The organism is Haloplanus natans DSM 17983 (assembly GCF_000427685.1).
Lineage (GTDB): Archaea > Halobacteriota > Halobacteria > Halobacteriales > Haloferacaceae > Haloplanus > Haloplanus natans.
This window is the reverse complement of sequence record NZ_KE386573.1, coordinates 14,046-34,001: the sequence shown is the minus strand read 5'-3', so window position 1 is coordinate 34,001 and position 19,956 is coordinate 14,046. Positions and strand designations below refer to the sequence as shown.

Below are 19,956 nucleotides of genomic sequence, written 5' to 3'. Positions count from 1 at the left end.
CGACCATGCGACGGTTGGATCGCGAGACGGTCGACCGCATCGCGGCCGGGGAAGTCGTCACCCGTCCGGCGCGGGTCGTCGTCGAACTCATCGAGAACGCGCTGGATGCGGGCGCGGAGCGGATCGAAATCGAGGTGGACGGCGACGGAACCGAGCGAATCCGCGTCGCCGACGACGGGGAGGGGATGAGCACCGAGGCGGCCGAACTGGCCGTCGAGCGCCACACGACGAGCAAGTTACCCGAGGGAGACCTGACGGCCGTGGAGACCCTTGGGTTCCGGGGCGAGGCGCTCGCCAGCGTCGCGGACGTGGCCCGGCTGACGCTGACGACGAACGATGGGGGGCCGAGGGGAACGCGGGTCACCGTGGACGGCGACGACGTGACCGTCGAGTCCGCGGGCCGTGGTCGCGGGACGACCGTCGAGGTTCGCGACCTGTTCCACAACCGCCCGGCCCGACGGGAGTCGCTGGCCGCGCCGGCGACGGAGTTCGAGCGGATCAGCGACCGCGTCGCCGACTACGCGCTCCTCCGTCCCGCGGTGGCATTCTCGCTCGATCACGACGGCCGGCGGACCGTCGCCACCCCCGGCACCGGCGACGCCGCGGACGCCGCGCTCTCGGTGTACGGCCGGACGGTGGCCCGCGAGAGCACGACCCTCGACGCGGCGGCGCCGGTCGAGATTGCCGGTCGGGAGACGGAGGTGGCGGTCCGCGGCCTGCTCGCCTACCCGTCGACGACCCGGGCGTCGACCGGACACGTCCGCCTCGCGGTCAACGGCCGCCCCGTCTCGGTGCCGGCGCTCCGCCTGGCGGTCGAACGGGGGTACGGGTCGCTCCTGCCGGGTGATCGCCATCCCGTCGCCGCCCTCGCCGTCTCGCTCCCGCCGTGGGCCGTCGATCCGAACGTCCACCCGACGAAAGAGACAGTGGCGCTTCGGGCGGCCGACGCGGTGGCGAGTGTGGTCGAGGACGCGGTCGGTGACGCCCTCTCGACGGCCGACCTCCGGCGGTCGGCGGAGGTGGCGATGGACCTCGACGCGGCGCTCGAACCGGTCGACGCCGACGAGTCGGCGCTCGCCGACGCGACGTTCGTCGGCCGCTTTCGCGACCTGTATCTGCTCTGTGCGGCCGACGGCGACCTGCTGGTGATCGACCAGCACGCGGCCCACGAGCGAATCAACTACGAGCGCCTGCGCGAGGCGGTCGACTCGGCGGCCGTCCCGTCGGCGACGCTCGACCCGCCGGCGACGCTGTCGCTCTCGCCCGCCGACGTCGCCGCCGTCGAGGCCCACGCCGACGAACTCGCCCGTCTCGGCTTCGACCCCGAGCCGTTCGGGGGCGGCACCGTCCGACTCCGGGCCGTCCCGGCGCCGCTCGGGCGGGTCGCCGACCCCGAGGCGCTGGAATCGACGCTCGCCGCGCTCCGTGACGGGTCGGGAGCCGACGAACGGGACGCCCTGCTCGCGGATCTGGCCTGTCACCCGTCGCTGAAGGCGGGGGACGAACTCACCGACGACGAGGCGGCGGCGCTGATCGAGCGACTCGGGGCATGCGACCAGCCTTTCGCCTGCCCGCACGGCCGGCCGACGGTCCTCGCCATCGACGAGACACACCTCGCCCGCGGATTCGATCGGCATCCGAACCGTCGCTGACGCGGCGGCTACCACTCCTTGCAGTCGGCACAGACGAACGAATCGCCATCGCGCCAGCGACGCGAGACGACGGCGTCACAGTCGTCGCAGGCGGCGCCGTTGGCCGACCACCGCATCGTCGGGACGCTGGGGGCGGCGTCGGCCGCGGGCGTCGACGCCTCGTCGTCTGCCACGTCGGCCTGATCACCCTCCGTCGACGCAACTGCGAACTCGTCGAGTGAACGGTCGGACACGCGTGTCGTCCGGGCGTCGAGCGCATTAACCGTGACGGCGACGGGCCCGGAGCGGTCAAGTTCGACGCGCACCTACCGGGGATATGGCTACCGTGACGGAGTTACTTGTGCGATTGGTGGAGAGCGTCGTCGACCTCGTGATCGTCTTCGTCACCGAGGTGGCGCCGCACGATCCGATCGGCCTGCTGGTCTTTCTGGTCGGCGCGGCGCTCACGACGGTCGCCGCCGGCCTCTTCGGCGCGCTGACGGTCGGCGCGCTGTTCGCGTGGGTTCGCGATACCGTCGTCTCCTGACCTACTCCCGTGCCCGCTCGTGGGCCTCCGCCGCGAGATCGATCGCGGCGTCGAGATCCGGTCCGAGCGGCGAGCCGACGACGACGCTGTCGGCGTACGCCAGTACGTCGGCCAGCCGATCGGCCACCTCGTCGACCGTGCCCGCGGCACAGAAGGCGTCGATCATGGCGGGCGTCACGAGGTCGAAGGCGTCGGTGAAGTCGCCGGCTGCGATGGCGTTGCCCACCTCGTCGGCGCGGTCGGCGTCGATGCCGTGTCGCTTCAGGACCGGCGGGGGCGACCCGGCGGCGATGAAGGCGACCGGCGGGCGGGCCGCCTCGCGGGCCGCCGTGCCGTCCGCGGCGACGCTGACGCTCGCGTAGGCGGCGAGGTCGAACTCGCCGAGGTCGTCGAGGCGGTCGTCGAGTCCGTCGTCGACCTGGTCGCGTGCCCAGCGCAGGTCGGCGGGGTGAGAGCCGTTGTAGAGCAGGCCGTCGGCGTGTTTGGCGGCCATCTTGCACATATGTGGCCCCTCGCCGCCGACGTAGGTCGGGATGGGCGTGGGCACGTCGAAGTTGAGACCGGCGTCCTCGGCGGTGAAGGTGCCGTCGTGGCTGACGCGCTCGCCGTCCCAGAGCCGTCGGGCGATCTTGAACGCCTCCAGGACGGGGCGGAGCCCCCGGTCCTCGGCGAGGCCGAGATTGCCGAGCGTCGAGGGATCGCCGGGACCGATGCCGAAGACGGCGCGGCCGTCGCTGGCCTCGGCGACGGTCGCCACCTCGCCCGCGAGCGTCACGGGGTGGCGTTCGAGGGGGTTGACGACGCCCGGCCCCAGCCGGATGTCGTCGGTCGCCGCCGCCAGCCGCGAGAGGGCGGCGAAGGGCGACCGGTTGTTGTAGTGACTGGAGACGAACAGCGTGTCGTAGCCGGCGGCCTCGGCCGCGGTGCCGAGGTCGACCAGTCGATCGAGCGGATGCTCGGGCGTGAGTTCGATCCCGAACATCAGCGGCGGTTCCTCCGTCGGGCGCGCGTGGGCTGGGTCATCCGTCAGTCGGTTGGCCCCGACGCTCAAAAACCGTTCGTCGTACGCGGTACCTGCCGGTGTCGGTGATAGCGTGGCGCCTCGCGCCACGAACAACCGGCGGAGTCCGGTGATAGCGAGGAGCGACGCCCCTCGGACAGACGGCGACGCCGCCGATCCTAGGTGTGCCCGTTGACCGGCACCGGCCCGTACGGCTCCACCAGATAGTCGAGATCGCTCCCCGAGAGGTCGATCTCCAGCGCTTCGACCGCGGCCTCCAGATGCTCGATGCTCGTCGTCCCGACGATGGGGGCGTCCACCTCGTCTTGATGGAGGAGCCACGCGAGTGCGACCTGTGCCATCGTCACGCCCTTCTCGGCGGCGAGTTCCTCAACGCGTTCGTTGATCTCGGCGCCGCCGTTGGCGTAGTAGGTGGCGACCCGTTCGGACATGCGGTCGTGGTTGTCCATGAACTCGCCGCGGGTCGTCTCGCCGGTGGCCTCGTGGGGGCGCGCTAGAAAGCCGCGGGCGAGCGGCGACCACGTGAGCACGCCGATTCCCTCCCGCGCACAGAGGGGGAGCATCTCTCGTTCCTCCTCGCGGTAGGCAAGGTTGTAGTGGTTCTGCATGGTGACGAAGCGGTCGAGGCCCAACGCGTCGCTCGTGTGGAGCGCGTCCGCGAACTGGTAGGCCCACATCGAACTGGCGCCGAGGTGACGAACCCGGCCCCGACGCACCGCGTCGTCGAGGGCGCGCAGCGTCTCCTCGATGGGCGTGTCGTAGTCCCAGCGGTGGATCTGATAGAGGTCGATCGTCTCCATGCCGAGGCGGTCGAGGCTGTTCTGCAGTTCCTGCTCGATGGCCTTCCGCGACAACCCCTGCGCGTTCGGGTTGTCGTCGTCCATCGAGTTGTACACCTTCGTCGCGACGACCGGCCAGTCGTCGTCGTACTCGTCGAGGACGCTCCCGAGGATGCGTTCGGACTCGCCGAGCGAGTACATATTCGCCGTGTCGAAGAAGTTGATTCCGAGATCGATTGCGCGCTCGATGATCGGCCGGCTCTCGGCCTCGTCGAGCACCCAGTCGCGCCAGTCGCTCGAACCGAAGCTCATACAGCCGAGACAGAGACGGCTGACCGTCGTGCCGGTCGATCCGAGCGTCGTATACTCCATGCCACCCGCAGGCCGGGGGGGTGACAAAAGGGTGCCGGGGGAGGGCATGTGAGTCAGTACCGGCGTGTCGTCGAACGGGTCGGCAACACGCCGGAACACAGTTACGATCGACAGTATCAGCCGTCCTCGAACGACCAGCCCCGGAGTGCCTGCCGGACGAAGTCACCCTCCACGTCCCGGAAGAGGGCGTCGCTGCCGTCGTGGTCGCCGAACTCGAAGTCGCGGACGACGACGACGGGGGTCCCGCCCGCACCCTCGCCGGCGACGAGGTTGGCGGCGGCCGCGAGTTCGTCCACGACGGCCTGGACGGTGACGCCGAGTTCCCGCCCGTCGCGGTCGCGCTCCCCCCGCCAGTCGCGGGCGGCGGGCGTCCCGGCCCACCCGATGGCGACGCCACGCTGGCCGTGACGGAACGGCCGGCCGCAGGTGTCGGTGACGACCACCCGGTCGGCGTCGAGGCCGGCCGCGATCCGGGCCGCGCTCTCGCTTGGCCGCTTCGGGAGGAGCAACAGGTCGCCGCCGGGCACGTTCGAGCGGTCGATACCCGCGTTGACCGTCACGTGGCCGAATCGCGTCTCCGTCAGCAGGAAGGGTGACTCCATCAGGAGGTCCGTACTCTCCTCTAAGACCGCCTGCGCGAACCGCGGGTCCTTCCGCTCGCCCGTGGCGCGTTCGAGGCGGGTAGCGACTTCGCGGGCGCGGGGGCCGGCCGGAAAGTCGGCGAGGTCGGCCACGCGCCCCTCGACTTTGGAGACGATCGTACTCGCCACACAGACCACGTCGTCGGGGCGGAGGTCGACCCGTTCGGAGACGAGGGCGGGGACGTCGTCGCCGGCGTCGAACTCGGGGAGGTCGGGGACGGGAGAGAGCTTCATCGGCCGCCTCCAGTGGCGACGGGCGTCACCAGCCGTCCCCGCGGTGGAGCGTCACGTCGAGGTTGCCGTCGACGGCGGTGGCGGTCAACATCGTCGTCTCGGTGCCCGGATTCGCACCGGTCGCCGTGCCGGGGTTCAGGATGCGCACGCCGTCGTGGACCCCGTCGAGGTGTTCGTGGGTGTGGCCGGCGACGCCGACGGCGTCGGGCCCGCCGTGTTCCCGCACCGCGGCGGCGACGCGGTCCTCGTAGCCGATGCGGTCGCCGGTGCCGTGGGTGACGACGAACTCGACGCCACCGGACTCGACCGTCGTCACCTCGGGCAGGTCGACACTCGCCGGATCGACGTTGCCCCGGACGCCGGTGAACGACCCGCCCGCGAGGCATCGAACCTCGTCGACGACGGCGGCCGTCTCGTAGTCGCCAGCGTGGATGACGTGATCGACCGCCTCGATCCGCTCACGGACCCAGTCGGGGATGCCGCTCGCCCGATCGGGAACGTGTGTGTCGCTGATGATCGCCAACTCCATACACTGGCGTAGTCGCGCGAGGTGAAATCCTTGTCCCACCGGCGGCACAAGAGCCGTGTGGCTGGCCGTCGAACGACCGCCATGCCCCACGCCCACGTCGTCACCTGCTTTCTGCGCCACCGGACACACGTCCTGCTCGGTCGCCGGAGCGGCGCCGTCGGCACCTACGCCGGGCGGTGGGCTGGCGTCTCGGGCTACGTCGAGGGCGACCCCGCCGACGCCGAAGCCGACGCCCGCCGTGAGATTCGCGAGGAAGTCGGGCGCACCGACGCGACGCTCGTCCGCGCCGGCGACCCCCTGGACATCGTGGACGGCGACCGAACGTGGACCGTCCACCCGTTCCTGTTCGAGGTCGGAGATCGGACGGTCGAGCCGAACGAGGAGATAGTCGCCCACGAGTGGGTGTCGCCCCCAGCGATCCGCGAGCGATCCACCGTTCCCGGCCTCTGGGACGCCTACGCGGCCGTCGCGCCGACAGTCGAGACGGTGCGCGACGACGAAACGCACGGCTCGGCCTGGATTTCAGTGCGGGCACTCGACGTCCTGCGGGACCGGGCCGCCACGGCCGACTCGATGGCGTCGGTCGTCGCCGTCGCGCGCGAACTCCGGGACGCCCGGCCGAGCATGGCCGCCGTCGCCAACCGGGTGAACCGGGTGCTGGCAACGGCCGAGCGGACGCCCGAGGCGGTGCGAAAGCGGGCGGAGGCGGTCGCTAGCGACGCCCTCGACGCCGACGACGCGGCGGCGACGCTCGCCGCCGAGCGGTGTGGCGCATCGGTGGCCACACTCTCGCGCTCCGGCACCGTCCTCGCGGCGCTCCGGGCGGCCGAGCCGTCGGTCCTGATCGGCGAGTCCCGCCCCGCCCGCGAGGGCGTCGACGTGGCGGCCGAACTGGCCGACTCGGGACTGGACGTGACGCTGACGACCGACGCGGCGCTTTCGAGCGAACTCGCCGACTCGGCGCCAACGGCCGTCCTCGTCGGCGCCGACGCGGTGCTCGCGGACGGGAGCGTCGTCAACAAGGTCGGTACCCGCGGCCTGGCGTTCGCGGCCGCCCGCGAGGGCGTGCCGGTGTACGTCGTCGCCGCCGCGGACAAGATACGGCCCGACGAGCGATTCCACGGCGAGGCGGGCGACGCCGTCGACCTCTACGACGGATCGGCGGCCGTGACCGTCTCGAACCCCATCTTCGATCGGACGCCCGCCGAAGTGGTGGACGCGGTGCTCACCGAGCGCGGCGCGCTGGACAGCGAGGGAGTTCGGGACGTGGCGGCCGAACACGAAGAAAACGCGGCGTGGGACGAGGAAGGGTAACGGCGTCAGCGGGCGTGACGATTACGCCGGCGCGGCGTTCTCGCCACCGTCGTCGGGCGTCGCGTCGCTCACCGACTCGCCGAGCGAGCCGTCGTGATCGCCGCCCAGGAACGACCGGATCAGGTCGTGAATCGCCGAGACGTGATCGGGCACCTGCGCGGGCAGATCCGCGGGCGGGCCGCGACGGTCGGCGCTCTCCGCGGCCGCATCGGGTGCCGCGCCGTCGGCGTTGTCGGCGGCCGCGTCGGCGGGCTGACCGTCGTTCGACTCGTTCGCCGCCGCGTCGTCGTCTTCGGACGCGTCGTCGGCGTTGTCGGCGGCCGCGTCCGCGTGGTCATCGTACTGGTCGTCCGCACCGACGTCGACGGGCGCGTTGCCCGGCGCCGCGGCGACCGTACCGACGGTCACCAGCAGCGCCGCGAACGCGACTGCGACGAGTTTCGTTCGGGTCATCGTTGCGCTCGATCCGTGTGGCTGGGGGGTATTGAACCCCGATTCCCGTCAACCCGAATTTCGGCGGTTTGAACCGAATTTAACGACGATTAATCCCGGTCAAGAGTGGTGAACCCGGATCGTTCGGCGCCCCCGGCGCCGCCGTGGCCGGCGGGCGGCGCGCGGAGCCGACAGTCCACGCCGAAATGTATCCGTCACGCCGCCGAGTCGACGGGCATGGACGAGGGCGTCCACACCCCGACCGATCCCGAGTCGGCCTTCCTGACGCTGGGTGTCGAACTGGTTCGCTACGCGGGCGTCGCGGCACACGGGGTCGAGACGGCAGCGACGCCCGCCGACGACTGAACGCCGCCGAGACGCGGGGTTCTTGAGGCCGCGCGACGAACGGCCGTCGGTGGCCGTGACGACAGTTACCCCCTCCGAGCCCCTTATGACGAGGGATTTTCCCGAGCCACCGTTCACGGATCGTATCGGTTGAAACCCATCCCGCGCAGCCCCAGGATCGGGTGACATTCAGTTCCGAGCGAGACTATAGGTTTTTCGTGCCAGCATCGGTAGCCGTCGGCATGACCGAAATTTCGACCCTCGGGGTCCACGACTCGGTAGCCGAAGTGTTCCCGCCGTCCGTCTTTCGTGACGCCCTCGTCGACGGCGACGGCGGGCCGACGGTCCGCGTCGTCGGCGACGACGATCTCGCCGCCTACGACGCCCTCGTCACCTTCACCTACGAGGAGCGCTTCCTCGACGCCGAGTTCGACTGGATCCACTCGATCCAAGCAGGCGTGGATCGCTTCCCGTTCGACGCCCTGCGGGAGCGGGGGGTCGCCCTCACCAACAGCACGGGCATCCACGGCGACGTGGTGGGCGAGACGGGGGTCGGACTGATGCTCGCGTTCGCCCGCCGCCTGCACGTCCACCGCTCGAATCAGGAGCGCGGCGAGTGGGTCAAACCCGCGTGGGACGACGCCTTCCCGCTCCGTCGAGAGTCGGCCTGCGTCGTCGGCCTCGGGACGCTCGGTCAGGGCATCGCTTCCCGCGCGTCGGCGCTCGGGATGGCGGTGACGGGCGTCAAGCGAACCCCGACACCGGTCGACGGCGTGGACCGCGTCTACCCACCCGAGGACCTCCACGAGGCCATCGCAGACGCCCGCTTCGTCGCCCTCGCGGTGCCGCTGACCGACGACACCGAGGGGATGCTGGGGGCAGCCGAGTTCGAAACCATGCGCGACGACGCCTACCTCGTCAACGTCGCGCGCGGCCCCGTCGTGGATCAGGCCGCCCTCGTCGACGCCCTCGACGCCGACGAACTCGCGGGCGCCGGTCTCGACGTGTTCGAGACCGAACCGCTCCCCGCCGACTCGACGCTCTGGGACCGCGAGGAGGTCATCGTCACCCCCCACGCTGCCGGTTTCAACGAGGAGTACTACGAGCGTGTCGCGACCATCGTCCGCGAGAACCTGCGGCGGTTCGATGCGGGCGAGTCGCTGACGAATCGCGTCGTCTAGAGGAACTTCAGCAGGTCGTCCCGCTTTTGTTCGTGGAAGTGGGTCGCCAGCGCGTCGGTGAGGGCGTCGATGTCGCCCCGCTTGGCGCTGATGGGGGCGACCGTCTCCTGCCACTGCTGCCACGGCGGGAGGATGCCCAGTCGGTCACAGAGGTCGTCCAGCCGTTCGTCCCGGTCGTCGACCTTGTCCATCTTGTTGACGGCGACGACGGTCGGAACCCCGAGTTCGCGGAGGAAGTGAAACAGCTCCACGTCGTGTGGAATCTCGTCGTCGCCGCTGTGGCGGTCGATGATGTCGACGACGCTTTTCCCGTCGACGACGAGGACGCCCGCGAGGATGTCGGCGGCGTTGTCCTCGACGTAGCGCACCACGTCGGTTTTGATTCGCTCGCGTTGCTCCTCCGGCACCCCGGACATGAACCCGAAGCCGGGGAGGTCGGTGAACATGAACGATTCGGAGACCCAGTCGAAGTGGTTGGGCTGGCGGGTGACGCCCGGTTTCCGACCCGTCGTCACCGAGTGGCCGGTTAGCTCGCGCATCAGCGTCGACTTCCCCACGTTGGACCGGCCGACGAGAACGACTTCGTCGCGGTCCGGACGGTCCTCGAACATAGGGTCGATAGACGGGTGACGGGTTTAAACTCGGCGTGTCGGGGCGACGTATATGAACCGCGAGCGACGACGGGTCGTACGGACAAGGCGGCCCTCCGCGACCGAATCCGGGACGAGTTGGAAGAACGCGGCGACGCCCGGTTCCCGTTTCCACCGCACGGCCGCATCCCCAATTTCGCGGGCGCGAGCGAGGCGGCCGACCGGCTCGCCGCGACCGACGAGTGGGCGGACGCGGGGACGATCAAGGCCAATCCCGACGCTCCGCAGTTGCCGGTTCGGCGAGTGGCGCTCCGGGACGGGAAGACGGTGTACGTGGCGGTGCCGCGCCTGCGCGACGAGCAGGCCTTCCGTCGTCTCGACTCCGACGCTATCGACGAGTACGACGCCGCGACCACCGTCGGCGGTATCGACGAGTACGGCGACCTCGTCGGACCCGCGGGGATGGAGACGGTGGATCTGATCGTCAGCGGCAGCGTCGCGGTGGCCGAGGACGGGGCCCGCGTCGGGAAAGGCGAGGGGTACAGCGATCTGGAGTTCGCGGTCCTGCGCGAGTTCGGCCTCGTCGACGACGACACGACGACGGCGACGACGGTCCACGAACTGCAGGTCGCCGAGACGCCGCCGCCGGCCGACCCCGACGGCCGCTGAACGGAGCGGACCGAACGGGACCGCGACCCGACACAGACTATTTGCCGACGCGGGTGGATATGCGTCCGTGCGACTCGTCCAGGTCATGGTCCCCGCGGGCAAGCGTGAGTCGATCCTGCGGACCCTCGACGACGAGGGCATCGACTACGTCGTCACGGAGGAGACCAGCAACCGCGAATACACCGCGTCGGTAACCTTCCCGCTCCCGCAGGCGGCGGTGGAGCCGGTCTTGGAGGAGCTTCGAGAGGCTGGTCTCGACCGCGACGCCTACACGGTCGTCCTCGACGCCGAGACGGTTATCTCGCGGCGATTCGAGGATCTCGTCGAACGCTACGAGGAAGGCGAGGAGAACGGCGACCGGATCGCGCGCGAGGAACTGGCGGCACGGGCGCGCTCGCTCGCACCGAGTTGGCGGACGTTCGTGATCATGACGGTCGTGAGCGCCGTGGTCGCCACCGCGGGCCTGTTGCTCGACTCCGCGGCCGTCGTCGTCGGCTCGATGGTCATCGCGCCGCTGATCGGCCCCGCGATGGCGACGAGCACTGGATCGGTCGTCGACGATCGGGACCTCCTGCTTCGGGGAGTGAAACTCCAGATCGCCGGCGGCGTGCTGGCCGTCGTCGCCGCCGGGGCGTTCGCGACGCTGCTCCGAACGGCCCACGTCGTCCCGCTCGAAGCGGCGGAGGTGTTCGCCATCGACGAGGTGCGGGAACGCCTCGTTCCGGACGTGCTCTCGCTGGTCATCGCGCTCGGTGCGGGCGCCGCGGGCGCGCTCAGCCTCTCGACCGGCGTCTCGACGGCGCTCGTGGGCGTCATGATCGCCGCGGCGCTCGTCCCCCCGACCGCCGTCGTCGGCATCGGCCTCGCGTGGGGATCGCCCCGAACCGTCTCCGGCGCGTTCGTCCTCGTCCTCGTCAACTTCCTCTCGATCAACTTCGCGGCGCTGGCGGTCCTCTGGCTCACGGGCTATCGCCCGAAAAACTGGTTCCGACGCGAGGAGGCACGGACGGCGACGCTGAAACGCATCGCCACGCTCGGCGTTGCCCTCCTCGCCCTCTCCTCACTCCTGGCGGGCGTCACCTACGGTACCTACCGAACCGCGACGTTCGAGGAGAACACCCGTGCCGCCGTCGACGACGTGCTCGACGACTACGAGGAGTTGGAGCGCCTCTCGCTCACCGTCGCCTACGAGGAGACGTTTCCCTTCTCCAGTCCGGAACGCGTGACGATCACCGTCGGCCACCCGCCCGGAGGGGAGATGCCTGCGCTCGCGGGCCGGCTCGCCGAACGGATCGACGCCCTCGACAATCCCCTCCTCCGGATCGACGGCCCCATCACCGTCGAAGTCCGGTACGTCGCCGTCAACACGGGGACGAGCGCCGATCGGACGGCCGCCGCGGCGACCGTTCGGTCCGGCGCGCCCGAGACGCCGGAACGACCCCCCGTCGGGACGCCGAGCCACGCTATCGTTCACCACGGGAGATAGTTCATATGCTCGGCCGCCGTCCCCACAGGTATGAAAGCTATTGTTTCATTGACACTCGTCGTGCTCGTCCTCCTCGCCGGCTGTATCGGCCCGCTACAGGCGGGTGCGAACACCGGAGACGCCCCGTCCGGACCGACCATCTCCGTCTCGGCGACCGGGTCGGCGAACGCCGATCCCGACCTCGCGGTCGTGAACGTGGCCGTCGAGACGACGGCCGACGGCGCGAACGCGGCCCGCGCGCAGGTGGCCCGCGACATCGAGCGCGTTCGGGGCGCCCTCGCCGACGGCGGGGTGGCCGACGCGAACGTGACGACGACGACGTTTGGCATCGCGCCCGTCTACAACTACTCACGAGGCGAGCGCGAGGTGGTCGGCTACCGCGCGGTGCACGCGCTCGCGATAGAGACGGCGCCCGACCGGGTCGGCGAAATCGTCGACCTCGCGGTCGGTAACGGCGCAACGCACTTCGACGGCGTCCGCTTCACTCTGAGCGACGAGCGGCGGGCCGAACTGCGCGTGACGGCGCTCGAGCGGGCGATGGACACCGCCCGGACCGACGCGGACGGCATCGCGTCCGCGGCGGACCTCTCGGTGACGGGCGTCCGGCAGACCTCGACCGGCGCGGAGTTCACGCCCTTCCCCGTTGCCCGGTTCGAGGACGCTGCGGAGGGCGGCGGGACGGTCATCCAGCCCGCTCCCGTGACGGTCACCGTCACGGTCGACGTGACCTACACCGCCGCCTAGCGCGAGGGGAGGTCGGGTTCCCAGTCCACCGTCTCGACCGCCAGATCGAGGACGCTCTCGACGTTGTCACCCTCGCTGACGCTCATGTAGGCGTCGGCGTCGACGGCCCGCGAGCGGTCGCTCTTGTTACACACCGTGAGGACCGGCGCGTCGAAACGGTCGACGACTGCGTCCCGCAGGTCGAGTTGGGCGTCGAGCGGGTAGCCACACGCCTCGCTCGCGTCGACGACGAAGAGGACGGCGTCGGCGAGGTGAGCCAGCGCGCTCACCGCCTGGCTCTCGATGTCGTTGCGCTCGTCTTCCGGTCGATCCAGCAGCCCCGGCGTGTCGATGATCTGGTAGCGGATGTGGTCGCGGTCGAAGTGACCGATCCCGATGCGGCGGGTGGTGAACGGATACCGGGCGATTTCGTTGTCGGCGCGCGTGACCGCGTTCACGAACGACGACTTGCCGACGTTCGGGTAGCCGGCGACGACGATGGTGGGTTCGTCCGGGCGGATATCCGGCAGGTCACGGAGGGCGTCGCGGGCCTCGCCCACCCGCAACAGGTCGTCGGCGACTTCCTCGACCACGTCCGCCATGCGCGCGAAGGCCTGCTTGCGATGCTTTCTTGCCGTCTCGGGGTCCGTCTTCCGGAGTTTCGCGTTGTACTCACGCTGGATCTCCTCGACCTGACGGCTCGCCCACGTCACTTCCGAGAGGCTCGCCCGGAGGGCGTCGACGCCCGTCTGTTCGGTGCCGTCGTCGGCGGTGCGAGTGCTCATCTCGCCGTGCAACACGGCGTCGGCGAGTTCGCGGTAGAACGGATCGACGACGCCGAAATCCGGCCACTCCGTCACCACGTTCTCCAGATTGTCCGAGAGGATGTTGCCCGCCGTCTGTAGCATCGACTGCTGGGCCTCGACGCCGGATTTCGCGCGCCCGGTGCGCGCGGCCCGAGAGAACGCCTTGTCGATGAGTTCCGCCGACCGGGGCGTGGTCGGCAGGGCTTCGAAAATCATTGTCGACGTTTCGACACGGGCGGATAAAAGGTCGTCCGTTCGCACCGGCGAGAACTACCGTGTCGACGGCGCGCGCGGCGTCTCGCCGTCCTCCGCGCCGTCGGGGTCGGCTCCACGCCACCCGACGACGCCGGCGCCGACGAGGAGTAACCCGCCGGCGACGAGCAGTATCGGTTCGGCGCCGAGGACGAACCGCGTCGGCGCCCCGTACGTCGTGACTTCGACGTAGAGACCCGGCTCCAGCGCGTAGTGCAGGACTGCCCGGAGCGTATAGAACAGGACGACGAAACCCGTCGCGGCTGGGGCGACGGCGAGGCGTCGCCACCGGCGCGCCGCGACGGCGCCGACGCCGACGAGCCCCTGGTGGACGCCGATGGCGATGACCGCGGCACCGGCCAGGGCGAGGGTGGTGGGAACGGGCTTGAGGGACCGCGTACGCCGCCGTTAGGCGGCACACACCGACGATTCTACAGCTTCGGGCGGCGCCCGCCGACCTACCGATCCAGATACTCGCCTTGCACCGCCACCACGGCCGCCGAGTCGTCGCAGTCGGCGTACCGCCGCAGCGGTTCGTCGTTGAGTTCGAGAAACGTCTCGCCCCACGTGAACTTCGAGAGCACCCGCTCGGCGTGGGATCGGTCGCCGAGGATGGTCAGCCCTGCGGCCAGCGCCTCCACCGTCGTCAGACGAAAGGGCTTGCCGAAGTTGACCGGGTTCGCGGCGACGAGATAGGGGAGCGCGCGGTGTTCGCCGGGGAGTGAGAAGCGGGCCTCGCCCGCCGACTCCCACGAACAGTCGAGAGCAACGAGCGTCTCCGTCGCATCCGCGGGGGAGAGCGCCCGCTCCGCGTGGGGGTTGAGCACGACGCCGTACGGCGTCCCCCGGTCCGAGCGGTGGAGTTCGGCGAGGTCGAACCGCGCGAGTTTGCGGGCGGTGCATTTCTCGGGGTCGTCGTCGCCCGCGTAGCGAACGTGGAGGTCCACAGCGGGGGCAGGCGGCCAGTGAATAAAGGGATTCGGCTACGCCGGTCCGAGCAGTCGGTGCGCGTCGGGATCGGCGAGAAAGTCGTCGGCCCGTCGCTCGTACGTCCCTCCACGCGCCGTTCGTGGTAAACTGTTGTCATTATGTGGACCGAACGCTTCATCCGCCCACCGACGAACGGGGCGGTATGGATCGTCGCGACGCAGCGATGGCGTACTACGAGACCGTCGACGCCGGCGACTACGACCGCTTGCGTGCCCTCCTCGCGCCCGATTTCGTCCAGCACCGTCCCGACCGGACCCTGGACGGACCGGAGTCGTTCGTCCGATTCATGCGCGAGGAGCGGCCACGAACCGACACCGAACACGTCCTCAAGGCGGTGGGCGTCGGGGGGGAGACGACGGCGGCGTCCCGGAACGGGGGCGAGGTGTCCGAGAGGCCGCGAGACGACGGCCCGTCGGCCGTCTTCGTCGAGGGCCGACTGCGAGCCGTCGACGGCACCGACCTGTTCGGATTCGTCGACGTTCACCGCGTGAGCGATGCGGGCATCGAGTCGTTGCGGACGTACACGGACTGACCGTCAGATCCGGCCCGTCGCGCCGTCCCGTTTCGCCCGGCGGTACAGCGTCCGCCAGGCCAGTCCCTTCGGACCGAGAAAGAGGGCCACACCGGCCACGAACAGGGCGGGCCGCGAAACGGGGACGAGCACGGACGCACCGAGCAAGGCGCCGTAGCCGACGGCGAGTTCCCACTCGGCCCGGGTGTGGATGCCGCGGGTGGGCGGCGTCTCCAGCAACGCGGCGTCCCACACGCCTTGTAGAACGACGAAGACGGCGACGACGGCGAGATACGTCGGGAGGGCGGTCGCCGGCAACACCGGCAAGAACGCCCACACGACCAGGATCAGCATATCGAGTCCGAACTGGCGCAGGTCGGCGCCGACGGTGTCGGGCACGGCGGCCGCCGACAGCCGGTATTCGAACCAGTCGGCCGCGAGGATGCCGAACGCGAACAGCAACATGGCGTTTCGGATGTCGACCGCGGGCGTGAGGCGAAACAGGGCGTTCGAGGCGACGACGCCGTAGAGGATGGTCGTGAACTCGATATCCGGCGACGAGTCGGCCATGGCCGTGGGTTCGACCCGGCGGCCCTACAAGTTTCGGCGCGTCGGACGACGATCAGCCCAGCGTCGGCGCCGACGCGACACTCCTATTGGAAGTAGTCGTCGGGCGTTGGCGTCTCGGTCGTGGCGGCCGACGCTTGTCGGGCCGCCAGCGTAAGTGAGGTCGCTACGGGTGGGCCGGCCGTCCGCTCTCACTCCCGGTCGCCGGCGCCAACCGCGCTCTCTCCCACCTTCTCGTGTCCCTCGATGACCTCCATGCCGCCCATGTACGGCCGGAGGGCCTCCGGAACCGTCACCGTGCCGTCCGCGTTCTGGTAGTATTCGAGGATGGCGACCATCACGCGGCCGACGGCGGTGCCGGAGGCGTTGAGCGTGTGGAGATACTCCGCCGACTCGTGGCGCTCCGGGCGGTAGCGAAGGCCCGCGCGACGGGCCTGGAAGTCCTCGAAGTTCGAGGCGCTGGAGACTTCGAGCCACCGACCGCCGCGTTCCGGGCCGTCGTCGGCGTCCGTCCCCGGCGCCCACACCTCGATGTCGTAGGTCTTCGCGGACGCGAAGGTGAGGTCGCCGGTACAGAGCGTGAGGATTCGGTAGGGCAGGCCGAGACGCCGCAGGACCTCCTCGGCCTCCTCGACCAGGCCTTCGAGGCGCTCGTAGCTCTCCTCGGGGTCGACGAAGTTGACGAGTTCCACCTTGTTGAACTGGTGGACGCGGACGATGCCCCGCGTCTCGGTGCCGTGTTCACCCGCCTCGCGACGGAAGTTGGGCGTGTACGCCTGGTGTTTCAGGGGCAGATCCTCCCGCAGGAGGATGTCGTCGGCGTACATGTTGGTGACCGGAACTTCGGCGGTGGGGCAGAGCCACAGGTCGTCGTCGTCGTACGCTTCGGTCTCCGAACCGCCGATGCGGTAGGCGTCCTCCGCGAACTTGGGCAACTGACCCGTCCCCTCCATCGACGTGGACTTGACGGGGATGGGCGGGAAGAGGTCGACATAGCCCTGCTCGCGGTGTACGTCCATCATGAACTGGACGAGCGCGTGTTCGAGGCGGGCGCCGTCGCCTTTCAGGAAGTAGAAGCCGGCGCCAGTGGTCTTGGCGCCACGCGCCTCGTCGATGACGTCCAACTCCTCGCCGAGGTCGTAGTGAGGCGTCACCGCGTCGGGCAGGTCGCGCAGGTCGTCGAAGCCGTGGCGACGCTCCTCGACGTTGTCGCTCTCGTCCGCGCCGACGGGCACGTCCTCGTGGGGGACGTTCGGAATCCCCATGAGACCCGCTTCGAGTTCGGCTTCGAGTTCGTCGGCGCGGTCCTCGATGTCCTCCAACCGCTCTTTGAGTTCCCCCGAACGGTCGATGGCGTCCTGGGCCGCCTCCTCTTTTCCCTCGGCTTTGAGGCGGCCGATCCGGTCGCTCACTTCGTTGCGCTCGTGGCGGAGGTCGTCGCCCTCGCTTTTGAGCGATCGCCACTCCTCGTCGATCTCCACCAGTCGGTCGAGATCGACGTCGTCGGCCATTCCCCGGTCGTCGAGATTCCGCCGCACCACGTCGGGATTCTCCCGGAGATACTGCCTGCTGAGCATTTGGCTGACCTTCTCGCGGCCGGGACAAAACCGTGTCGGGACGACGGGCGGCGGATCGTATCATACGGATTAGTGTAACTGTTCACCGGTGGGTCGCCGACCCGTCCTGGCGGCCCACCGGTAATGACTTACACTAAACCGTATCAGACGGTGGTTACGTCGCGTCGTGCCCCGGCCCGGACGGCTTCGGCGCGGCCGTCGACGGCGCTCGCGTTCCGCGGTGGCCGAGGGTCCGTCCCGTGTCCCGGCTCGTCGGTCGGCACCCAGTCCGGCCGCGTTACCGCCACCGGCTCCGGTGTGATTTGGACGACGATCTCGATCCGCACCGACCGGTCGCTCCGGGGGACGTACGTCCGGCGAATCTCGCGGACGACACCCGTCTCGCTGACGAGCGCCCGGCCCGATGCGTCGGTCGCGGCGGGCCAGGGGTCCCCCTCGAAGTCGATAGCGTACAGCGTCGTCCCGTCCCGATCGACGGTTCCGGTGAGTCGTGACTCGTTCACACCCAGATACCACCGGACGTACCGCTCGGTCCGGTCGACGAGGCGGTTCGGGTCCGTCGTCGCCATCGTGCTATAGGGCCGGAGCGTCGGGCTCTCACCCGCAGCGTCGCCGTCGCCGTCCGCCGAACGCACGTACCGTCGCTCCCCGTCCGAGTACGTCTCCGCCGCGCCGATCACCGACGACCCGTGATCGATCGTGCCGATCCGTCGCACTTCGGATCGGTAGCGGCCCGACGCCGCGACGACGGCGCGTTCGTGGGCGACGCCGCGCATACCGTCGTCGTCGAACTCCCGGAAGACGATCCGGAGCCGGAACGGCCGGCCGTCGAGAGCGGCTTCGTGTGCATCGGCGAGTCGCCGTGCGTTTCCGACGCCGCTCCCGTCGAGGCCCGGGGGCCACGAGCCGTTGGCCGCCAACTGCACTTCGTCCGCCTGCCCGCCGCCGCCGTCGTCGGCCGTCACGCCGCCGTCGAGGATCGCCGCCGCGGACCCCGTGAGTCCCGGTCCCACCGCGGTCACGATGCCGCCGAGGACGAGCGAGAGCGCGACTACCGCGACCCCCACGCGGACGCGTCGCTCCCGCCGCGTCATCGTTCGTGCGTCCCCGCTCGCGCTCGACTCTCCGTCCCCGTCGTGTTCGGGGACCTCGTCCCGGGACCGGGCGTCGTCGGTCGAGTCCGAGGCCGGAGCCCCACCACCGCGTTCCCGCCACGTGTCCGCCGTCCCACGCGAGTCGCTGTCCCGCGCGTTCCGGCCCGTCCCCACGTCCACCCGATCGACCGTCGGCGGCGCGTCGAAGGCGCCGAACTCGCTGTCGAGGAACTCCCGACAGAGACGCGTCCGCTCCGCCGTCGACAGCGCGTACACGACCAGTTCGTGGAGGGTCGCGGCGTCGACGCGAATCGGGTCGGCGCCGTCGGCCGCGTTCGTGTCCGCCTCCGCGTGGGCGTGCTCCCCAACCCCGATGTCGACGACGAGTCGACGGGGCCGATCCGCACCCGGCGGCGTCGCTCGCAGGTCGTCTCCACGGTGGTCGACCGTCCACCCCCGAGCCGCGAACACCGCCGCGACGAACGCCGTCGCCGTCTCGTGATCGACGGTCGCGAGCCGAGCACGGAACGACGCTCCCGGGGAAGACGGCATACCTCCTCCTACGGTCTGACGCGCAAAACGTTTCGGCCAGCCGGTACTGTTCGGAGGAGAGCGGGAGGGATGATGGGCCACACGCGTCTCCGAACACTACCGGCCAGCCGGGGCGAAGGCTTTTCACCAGCCACGACGGCCACCCATCATGGCTATCGGCGATCTCACTGCGGTCGACGGCACCGATCTCTACTACGTCGACGTGGGCGCGTACGACGTACAAGGCTACGGTTCGGTCTACATCCTCGATGCGGACCGCCCGGCGGTGGTCGACACCGGCCTCGGGACGAACGTGGACACCCTCCTCGACGCCATCGACGAGGTGGGTATCGACCACCTGAACGCCATCCTGACGACACACATCCACCTCGACCACGCGGGCGGGGCGGGCTTTCTCGCCGAGGCGTTCCCGGACGCGACGGTGTACACCCACGACATCGGCGTTCGCCACCTGATCGACCCCTCGCGTCTGGTCGCGGGGACGAAAGCCGCCGTCGGTGACCAGTGGCAGTACTACGTCGATCCGAAGCCGGTCCCCCAAGACCGCATCGAATCGCTCGACGACGGCGACGAGATCTATCTCGGCGACCGAACGGTCGACGTGATCCACGCACCGGGACACGCCCCCCACCAGGTCGTCTTCCACGACCGGGGCGACGACCTCCTGTTCTCGGGCGACGCGGGTGGCATCCGCCCCGAGGGGGCGGCCGACCTCTTCCCCACCTCACCGCCGGTCAACTTCGATCTGGAGGCCTGTATCGCGGACGCGGAGACCATCGCCGAGCGGAACCCCGACCGCATCTGCTTCGGCCACTTCGGCGCCGCCCCCTTCAGCCCCGACCTGATGGACGAGTACGGGACGGTTCTCACCGAGTGGGTCGAGCAGGTGCGCACGAAGCGGGCGGAACTCGACGACGACGACGCCGTCATCGACTACTTCGCCGAGACGGCCGAGACGGTCGAGCCGTGGGGCGAGCGCAAGACCCGCGCGGAGTACCGCCTCAACGTGAAAGGCGTCCTCGGCTACCTCGACGAGGAGAACTGACCGGCCGCCCGGTGGCGAGTGGACGATTGGGTGGCGCCGACCGGCGGGCAAAAGGCTGGTTTTATCGG

The 19,956-nt window shown here is 70.0% G+C and carries 21 protein-coding genes and 1 pseudogene; 10 read left to right on the top strand and 12 right to left on the bottom strand.

Annotation, left to right across the window (positions count from 1 at the left end; genetic code table 11):
* The first annotated feature begins 5 nt into the window (after window positions 1–5).
* Entirely contained in the window at window positions 6–1,652 is a 1,647-nt protein-coding gene (gene mutL, locus HALNA_RS02460) for a DNA mismatch repair endonuclease MutL (RefSeq protein WP_049934798.1), read from the top strand.
* Window positions 1,653–1,660: 8 nt separating this feature from the next.
* On the opposite strand, the gene HALNA_RS02455 is transcribed toward mutL, so the two are convergent.
* Window positions 1,661–1,885 carry a DUF7573 domain-containing protein gene (locus tag HALNA_RS02455; protein ID WP_049937930.1) on the bottom strand — a complete coding sequence of 75 codons (225 nt, stop codon included), beginning with the start codon at window positions 1,883–1,885 and terminating at the stop codon, window positions 1,661–1,663.
* An 83-nt stretch (window positions 1,886–1,968) separates the two neighbouring features.
* On the opposite strand from HALNA_RS02455, the gene HALNA_RS19745 reads away from it, so the two are divergent.
* Window positions 1,969–2,178: a hypothetical protein gene (locus HALNA_RS19745; protein ID WP_157573423.1), complete on the top strand. Its 210-nt coding sequence runs from the start codon at window positions 1,969–1,971 to the stop codon at window positions 2,176–2,178.
* A 1-nt stretch (window position 2,179) separates the two neighbouring features.
* Here HALNA_RS19745 and HALNA_RS02450 read toward each other — a convergent pair whose 3' ends face one another.
* The 4 genes from HALNA_RS02450 to HALNA_RS02435 form a co-directional block, all read right to left on the bottom strand.
* On the bottom strand, window positions 2,180–3,160 hold the full coding sequence (locus HALNA_RS02450; RefSeq protein ID WP_049937929.1) for a 5,10-methylenetetrahydromethanopterin reductase: 981 nt from the start codon (window positions 3,158–3,160) through the stop codon (window positions 2,180–2,182).
* A 197-nt stretch (window positions 3,161–3,357) separates the two neighbouring features.
* A complete protein-coding gene (locus HALNA_RS02445) occupies window positions 3,358–4,350 on the bottom strand; it encodes an aldo/keto reductase (protein ID WP_049934795.1) in 993 nt (330 codons plus the stop codon).
* A 116-nt stretch (window positions 4,351–4,466) separates the two neighbouring features.
* The gene (locus HALNA_RS02440) at window positions 4,467–5,225 is read right to left on the bottom strand and encodes a coenzyme F420-0:L-glutamate ligase (protein ID WP_049934793.1); all 759 of its coding nucleotides are present in this window, start codon (window positions 5,223–5,225) and stop codon (window positions 4,467–4,469) included.
* A gap of 25 nt (window positions 5,226–5,250) precedes the next feature.
* Window positions 5,251–5,754, bottom strand: a complete 504-nt coding sequence (locus HALNA_RS02435) for a metallophosphoesterase family protein (RefSeq protein ID WP_049934792.1) — start codon at window positions 5,752–5,754, stop codon at window positions 5,251–5,253.
* A gap of 81 nt (window positions 5,755–5,835) precedes the next feature.
* Between HALNA_RS02435 and HALNA_RS02430 the strand changes: the two genes are divergently transcribed.
* Window positions 5,836–7,068 (top strand): NUDIX domain-containing protein, encoded by a 1,233-nt coding sequence (locus HALNA_RS02430; protein WP_049934791.1) that lies wholly within the window; start codon window positions 5,836–5,838, stop codon window positions 7,066–7,068.
* Window positions 7,069–7,089: 21 nt separating this feature from the next.
* Here HALNA_RS02430 and HALNA_RS02425 read toward each other — a convergent pair whose 3' ends face one another.
* Window positions 7,090–7,521 (bottom strand): hypothetical protein, encoded by a 432-nt coding sequence (locus HALNA_RS02425; RefSeq protein WP_049934790.1) that lies wholly within the window; start codon window positions 7,519–7,521, stop codon window positions 7,090–7,092.
* A gap of 108 nt (window positions 7,522–7,629) precedes the next feature.
* Between HALNA_RS02425 and HALNA_RS02420 the strand changes: the two genes are divergently transcribed.
* Window positions 7,630–7,866, top strand: coding sequence for a hypothetical protein (locus HALNA_RS02420; protein WP_049934789.1), 237 nt, complete (start codon window positions 7,630–7,632; stop codon window positions 7,864–7,866).
* A gap of 221 nt (window positions 7,867–8,087) precedes the next feature.
* Window positions 8,088–9,026 carry a D-2-hydroxyacid dehydrogenase gene (gene ddh / locus HALNA_RS02415; protein WP_049934787.1) on the top strand — a complete coding sequence of 313 codons (939 nt, stop codon included), beginning with the start codon at window positions 8,088–8,090 and terminating at the stop codon, window positions 9,024–9,026.
* On the opposite strand, the gene engB is transcribed toward ddh, so the two are convergent.
* Window positions 9,023–9,637, bottom strand: a complete 615-nt coding sequence (engB, locus tag HALNA_RS02410; RefSeq protein ID WP_049934786.1) for a GTP-binding protein EngB — start codon at window positions 9,635–9,637, stop codon at window positions 9,023–9,025. The genes ddh and engB overlap by 4 nt on opposite strands.
* 15 nt (window positions 9,638–9,652) lie before the next feature.
* Between engB and HALNA_RS02405 the strand changes: the two are divergent.
* From HALNA_RS02405 to HALNA_RS02395, 3 genes and pseudogenes are all read left to right on the top strand, one after another.
* Window positions 9,653–10,246 (top strand): annotated as a pseudogene (locus tag HALNA_RS02405) (5-formyltetrahydrofolate cyclo-ligase); the annotation flags it as partial.
* 106 nt (window positions 10,247–10,352) lie between these two features.
* A complete protein-coding gene (locus HALNA_RS02400; RefSeq protein ID WP_211225985.1) occupies window positions 10,353–11,771 on the top strand; it encodes a TIGR00341 family protein in 1,419 nt (472 codons plus the stop codon).
* 30 nt (window positions 11,772–11,801) lie between these two features.
* A complete protein-coding gene (locus tag HALNA_RS02395) occupies window positions 11,802–12,515 on the top strand; it encodes an SIMPL domain-containing protein (protein WP_049934785.1) in 714 nt (237 codons plus the stop codon).
* Here the strand turns inward: HALNA_RS02395 and HALNA_RS02390 are convergent.
* Window positions 12,512–13,516: an NOG1 family protein gene (locus tag HALNA_RS02390; RefSeq protein ID WP_049934784.1), complete on the bottom strand. Its 1,005-nt coding sequence runs from the start codon at window positions 13,514–13,516 to the stop codon at window positions 12,512–12,514. The genes HALNA_RS02395 and HALNA_RS02390 overlap by 4 nt on opposite strands.
* Window positions 13,517–14,010: 494 nt before the next feature.
* On the bottom strand, window positions 14,011–14,499 hold the full coding sequence (locus HALNA_RS02385) for a DUF367 family protein (protein WP_049934783.1): 489 nt from the start codon (window positions 14,497–14,499) through the stop codon (window positions 14,011–14,013).
* A gap of 185 nt (window positions 14,500–14,684) precedes the next feature.
* Between HALNA_RS02385 and HALNA_RS02380 the strand changes: the two genes are divergently transcribed.
* A complete protein-coding gene (locus HALNA_RS02380; RefSeq protein ID WP_049934782.1) occupies window positions 14,685–15,074 on the top strand; it encodes a nuclear transport factor 2 family protein in 390 nt (129 codons plus the stop codon).
* Between the two features lie 3 nt (window positions 15,075–15,077).
* On the opposite strand, the gene HALNA_RS02375 is transcribed toward HALNA_RS02380, so the two are convergent.
* From HALNA_RS02375 to HALNA_RS02365, 3 genes are all read right to left on the bottom strand, one after another.
* Window positions 15,078–15,623 (bottom strand): hypothetical protein, encoded by a 546-nt coding sequence (locus tag HALNA_RS02375; RefSeq protein ID WP_049934781.1) that lies wholly within the window; start codon window positions 15,621–15,623, stop codon window positions 15,078–15,080.
* A 188-nt stretch (window positions 15,624–15,811) separates the two neighbouring features.
* Complete coding sequence (gene serS, locus HALNA_RS02370; RefSeq protein ID WP_049934779.1) at window positions 15,812–17,197, bottom strand: serine--tRNA ligase; 1,386 nt, start codon at window positions 17,195–17,197, stop codon at window positions 15,812–15,814.
* Window positions 17,198–17,340: 143 nt separating this feature from the next.
* The gene (locus tag HALNA_RS02365; protein WP_049934776.1) at window positions 17,341–18,843 is read right to left on the bottom strand and encodes a hypothetical protein; all 1,503 of its coding nucleotides are present in this window, start codon (window positions 18,841–18,843) and stop codon (window positions 17,341–17,343) included.
* 148 nt (window positions 18,844–18,991) lie between these two features.
* Between HALNA_RS02365 and HALNA_RS02360 the strand changes: the two genes are divergently transcribed.
* Entirely contained in the window at window positions 18,992–19,888 is an 897-nt protein-coding gene (locus HALNA_RS02360) for an MBL fold metallo-hydrolase (RefSeq protein ID WP_049934774.1), read from the top strand.
* The last annotated feature ends 68 nt before the right edge of the window (window positions 19,889–19,956 follow it).

What these genes read in the sequence shown, in the direction of transcription:
- HALNA_RS02440 (WP_049934793.1), bottom strand. Translation starts at nt 5,225, where the DNA reads ATGAAGCTCTCTCCCGTCCCCGACCTCCCCGAGTTCGACGCCGGCGAC.
- engB (WP_049934786.1), bottom strand. Translation starts at nt 9,637, where the DNA reads ATGTTCGAGGACCGTCCGGACCGCGACGAAGTCGTTCTCGTCGGCCGG.
- HALNA_RS02380 (WP_049934782.1), top strand. Translation starts at nt 14,685, where the DNA reads ATGGATCGTCGCGACGCAGCGATGGCGTACTACGAGACCGTCGACGCC.
- HALNA_RS02445 (WP_049934795.1), bottom strand. Translation starts at nt 4,350, where the DNA reads ATGGAGTATACGACGCTCGGATCGACCGGCACGACGGTCAGCCGTCTC.
- serS (WP_049934779.1), bottom strand. Translation starts at nt 17,197, where the DNA reads ATGCTCAGCAGGCAGTATCTCCGGGAGAATCCCGACGTGGTGCGGCGG.
- HALNA_RS19745 (WP_157573423.1), top strand. Translation starts at nt 1,969, where the DNA reads ATGGCTACCGTGACGGAGTTACTTGTGCGATTGGTGGAGAGCGTCGTC.
- ddh (WP_049934787.1), top strand. Translation starts at nt 8,088, where the DNA reads ATGACCGAAATTTCGACCCTCGGGGTCCACGACTCGGTAGCCGAAGTG.
- HALNA_RS02425 (WP_049934790.1), bottom strand. Translation starts at nt 7,521, where the DNA reads ATGACCCGAACGAAACTCGTCGCAGTCGCGTTCGCGGCGCTGCTGGTG.
- HALNA_RS02375 (WP_049934781.1), bottom strand. Translation starts at nt 15,623, where the DNA reads ATGGCCGACTCGTCGCCGGATATCGAGTTCACGACCATCCTCTACGGC.
- HALNA_RS02435 (WP_049934792.1), bottom strand. Translation starts at nt 5,754, where the DNA reads ATGGAGTTGGCGATCATCAGCGACACACACGTTCCCGATCGGGCGAGC.
- HALNA_RS02450 (WP_049937929.1), bottom strand. Translation starts at nt 3,160, where the DNA reads ATGTTCGGGATCGAACTCACGCCCGAGCATCCGCTCGATCGACTGGTC.
- HALNA_RS02390 (WP_049934784.1), bottom strand. Translation starts at nt 13,516, where the DNA reads ATGATTTTCGAAGCCCTGCCGACCACGCCCCGGTCGGCGGAACTCATC.
- HALNA_RS02365 (WP_049934776.1), bottom strand. Translation starts at nt 18,843, where the DNA reads ATGCCGTCTTCCCCGGGAGCGTCGTTCCGTGCTCGGCTCGCGACCGTC.
- HALNA_RS02395 (WP_049934785.1), top strand. Translation starts at nt 11,802, where the DNA reads ATGAAAGCTATTGTTTCATTGACACTCGTCGTGCTCGTCCTCCTCGCC.
- mutL (WP_049934798.1), top strand. Translation starts at nt 6, where the DNA reads ATGCGACGGTTGGATCGCGAGACGGTCGACCGCATCGCGGCCGGGGAA.
- HALNA_RS02430 (WP_049934791.1), top strand. Translation starts at nt 5,836, where the DNA reads ATGCCCCACGCCCACGTCGTCACCTGCTTTCTGCGCCACCGGACACAC.
- HALNA_RS02360 (WP_049934774.1), top strand. Translation starts at nt 18,992, where the DNA reads ATGGCTATCGGCGATCTCACTGCGGTCGACGGCACCGATCTCTACTAC.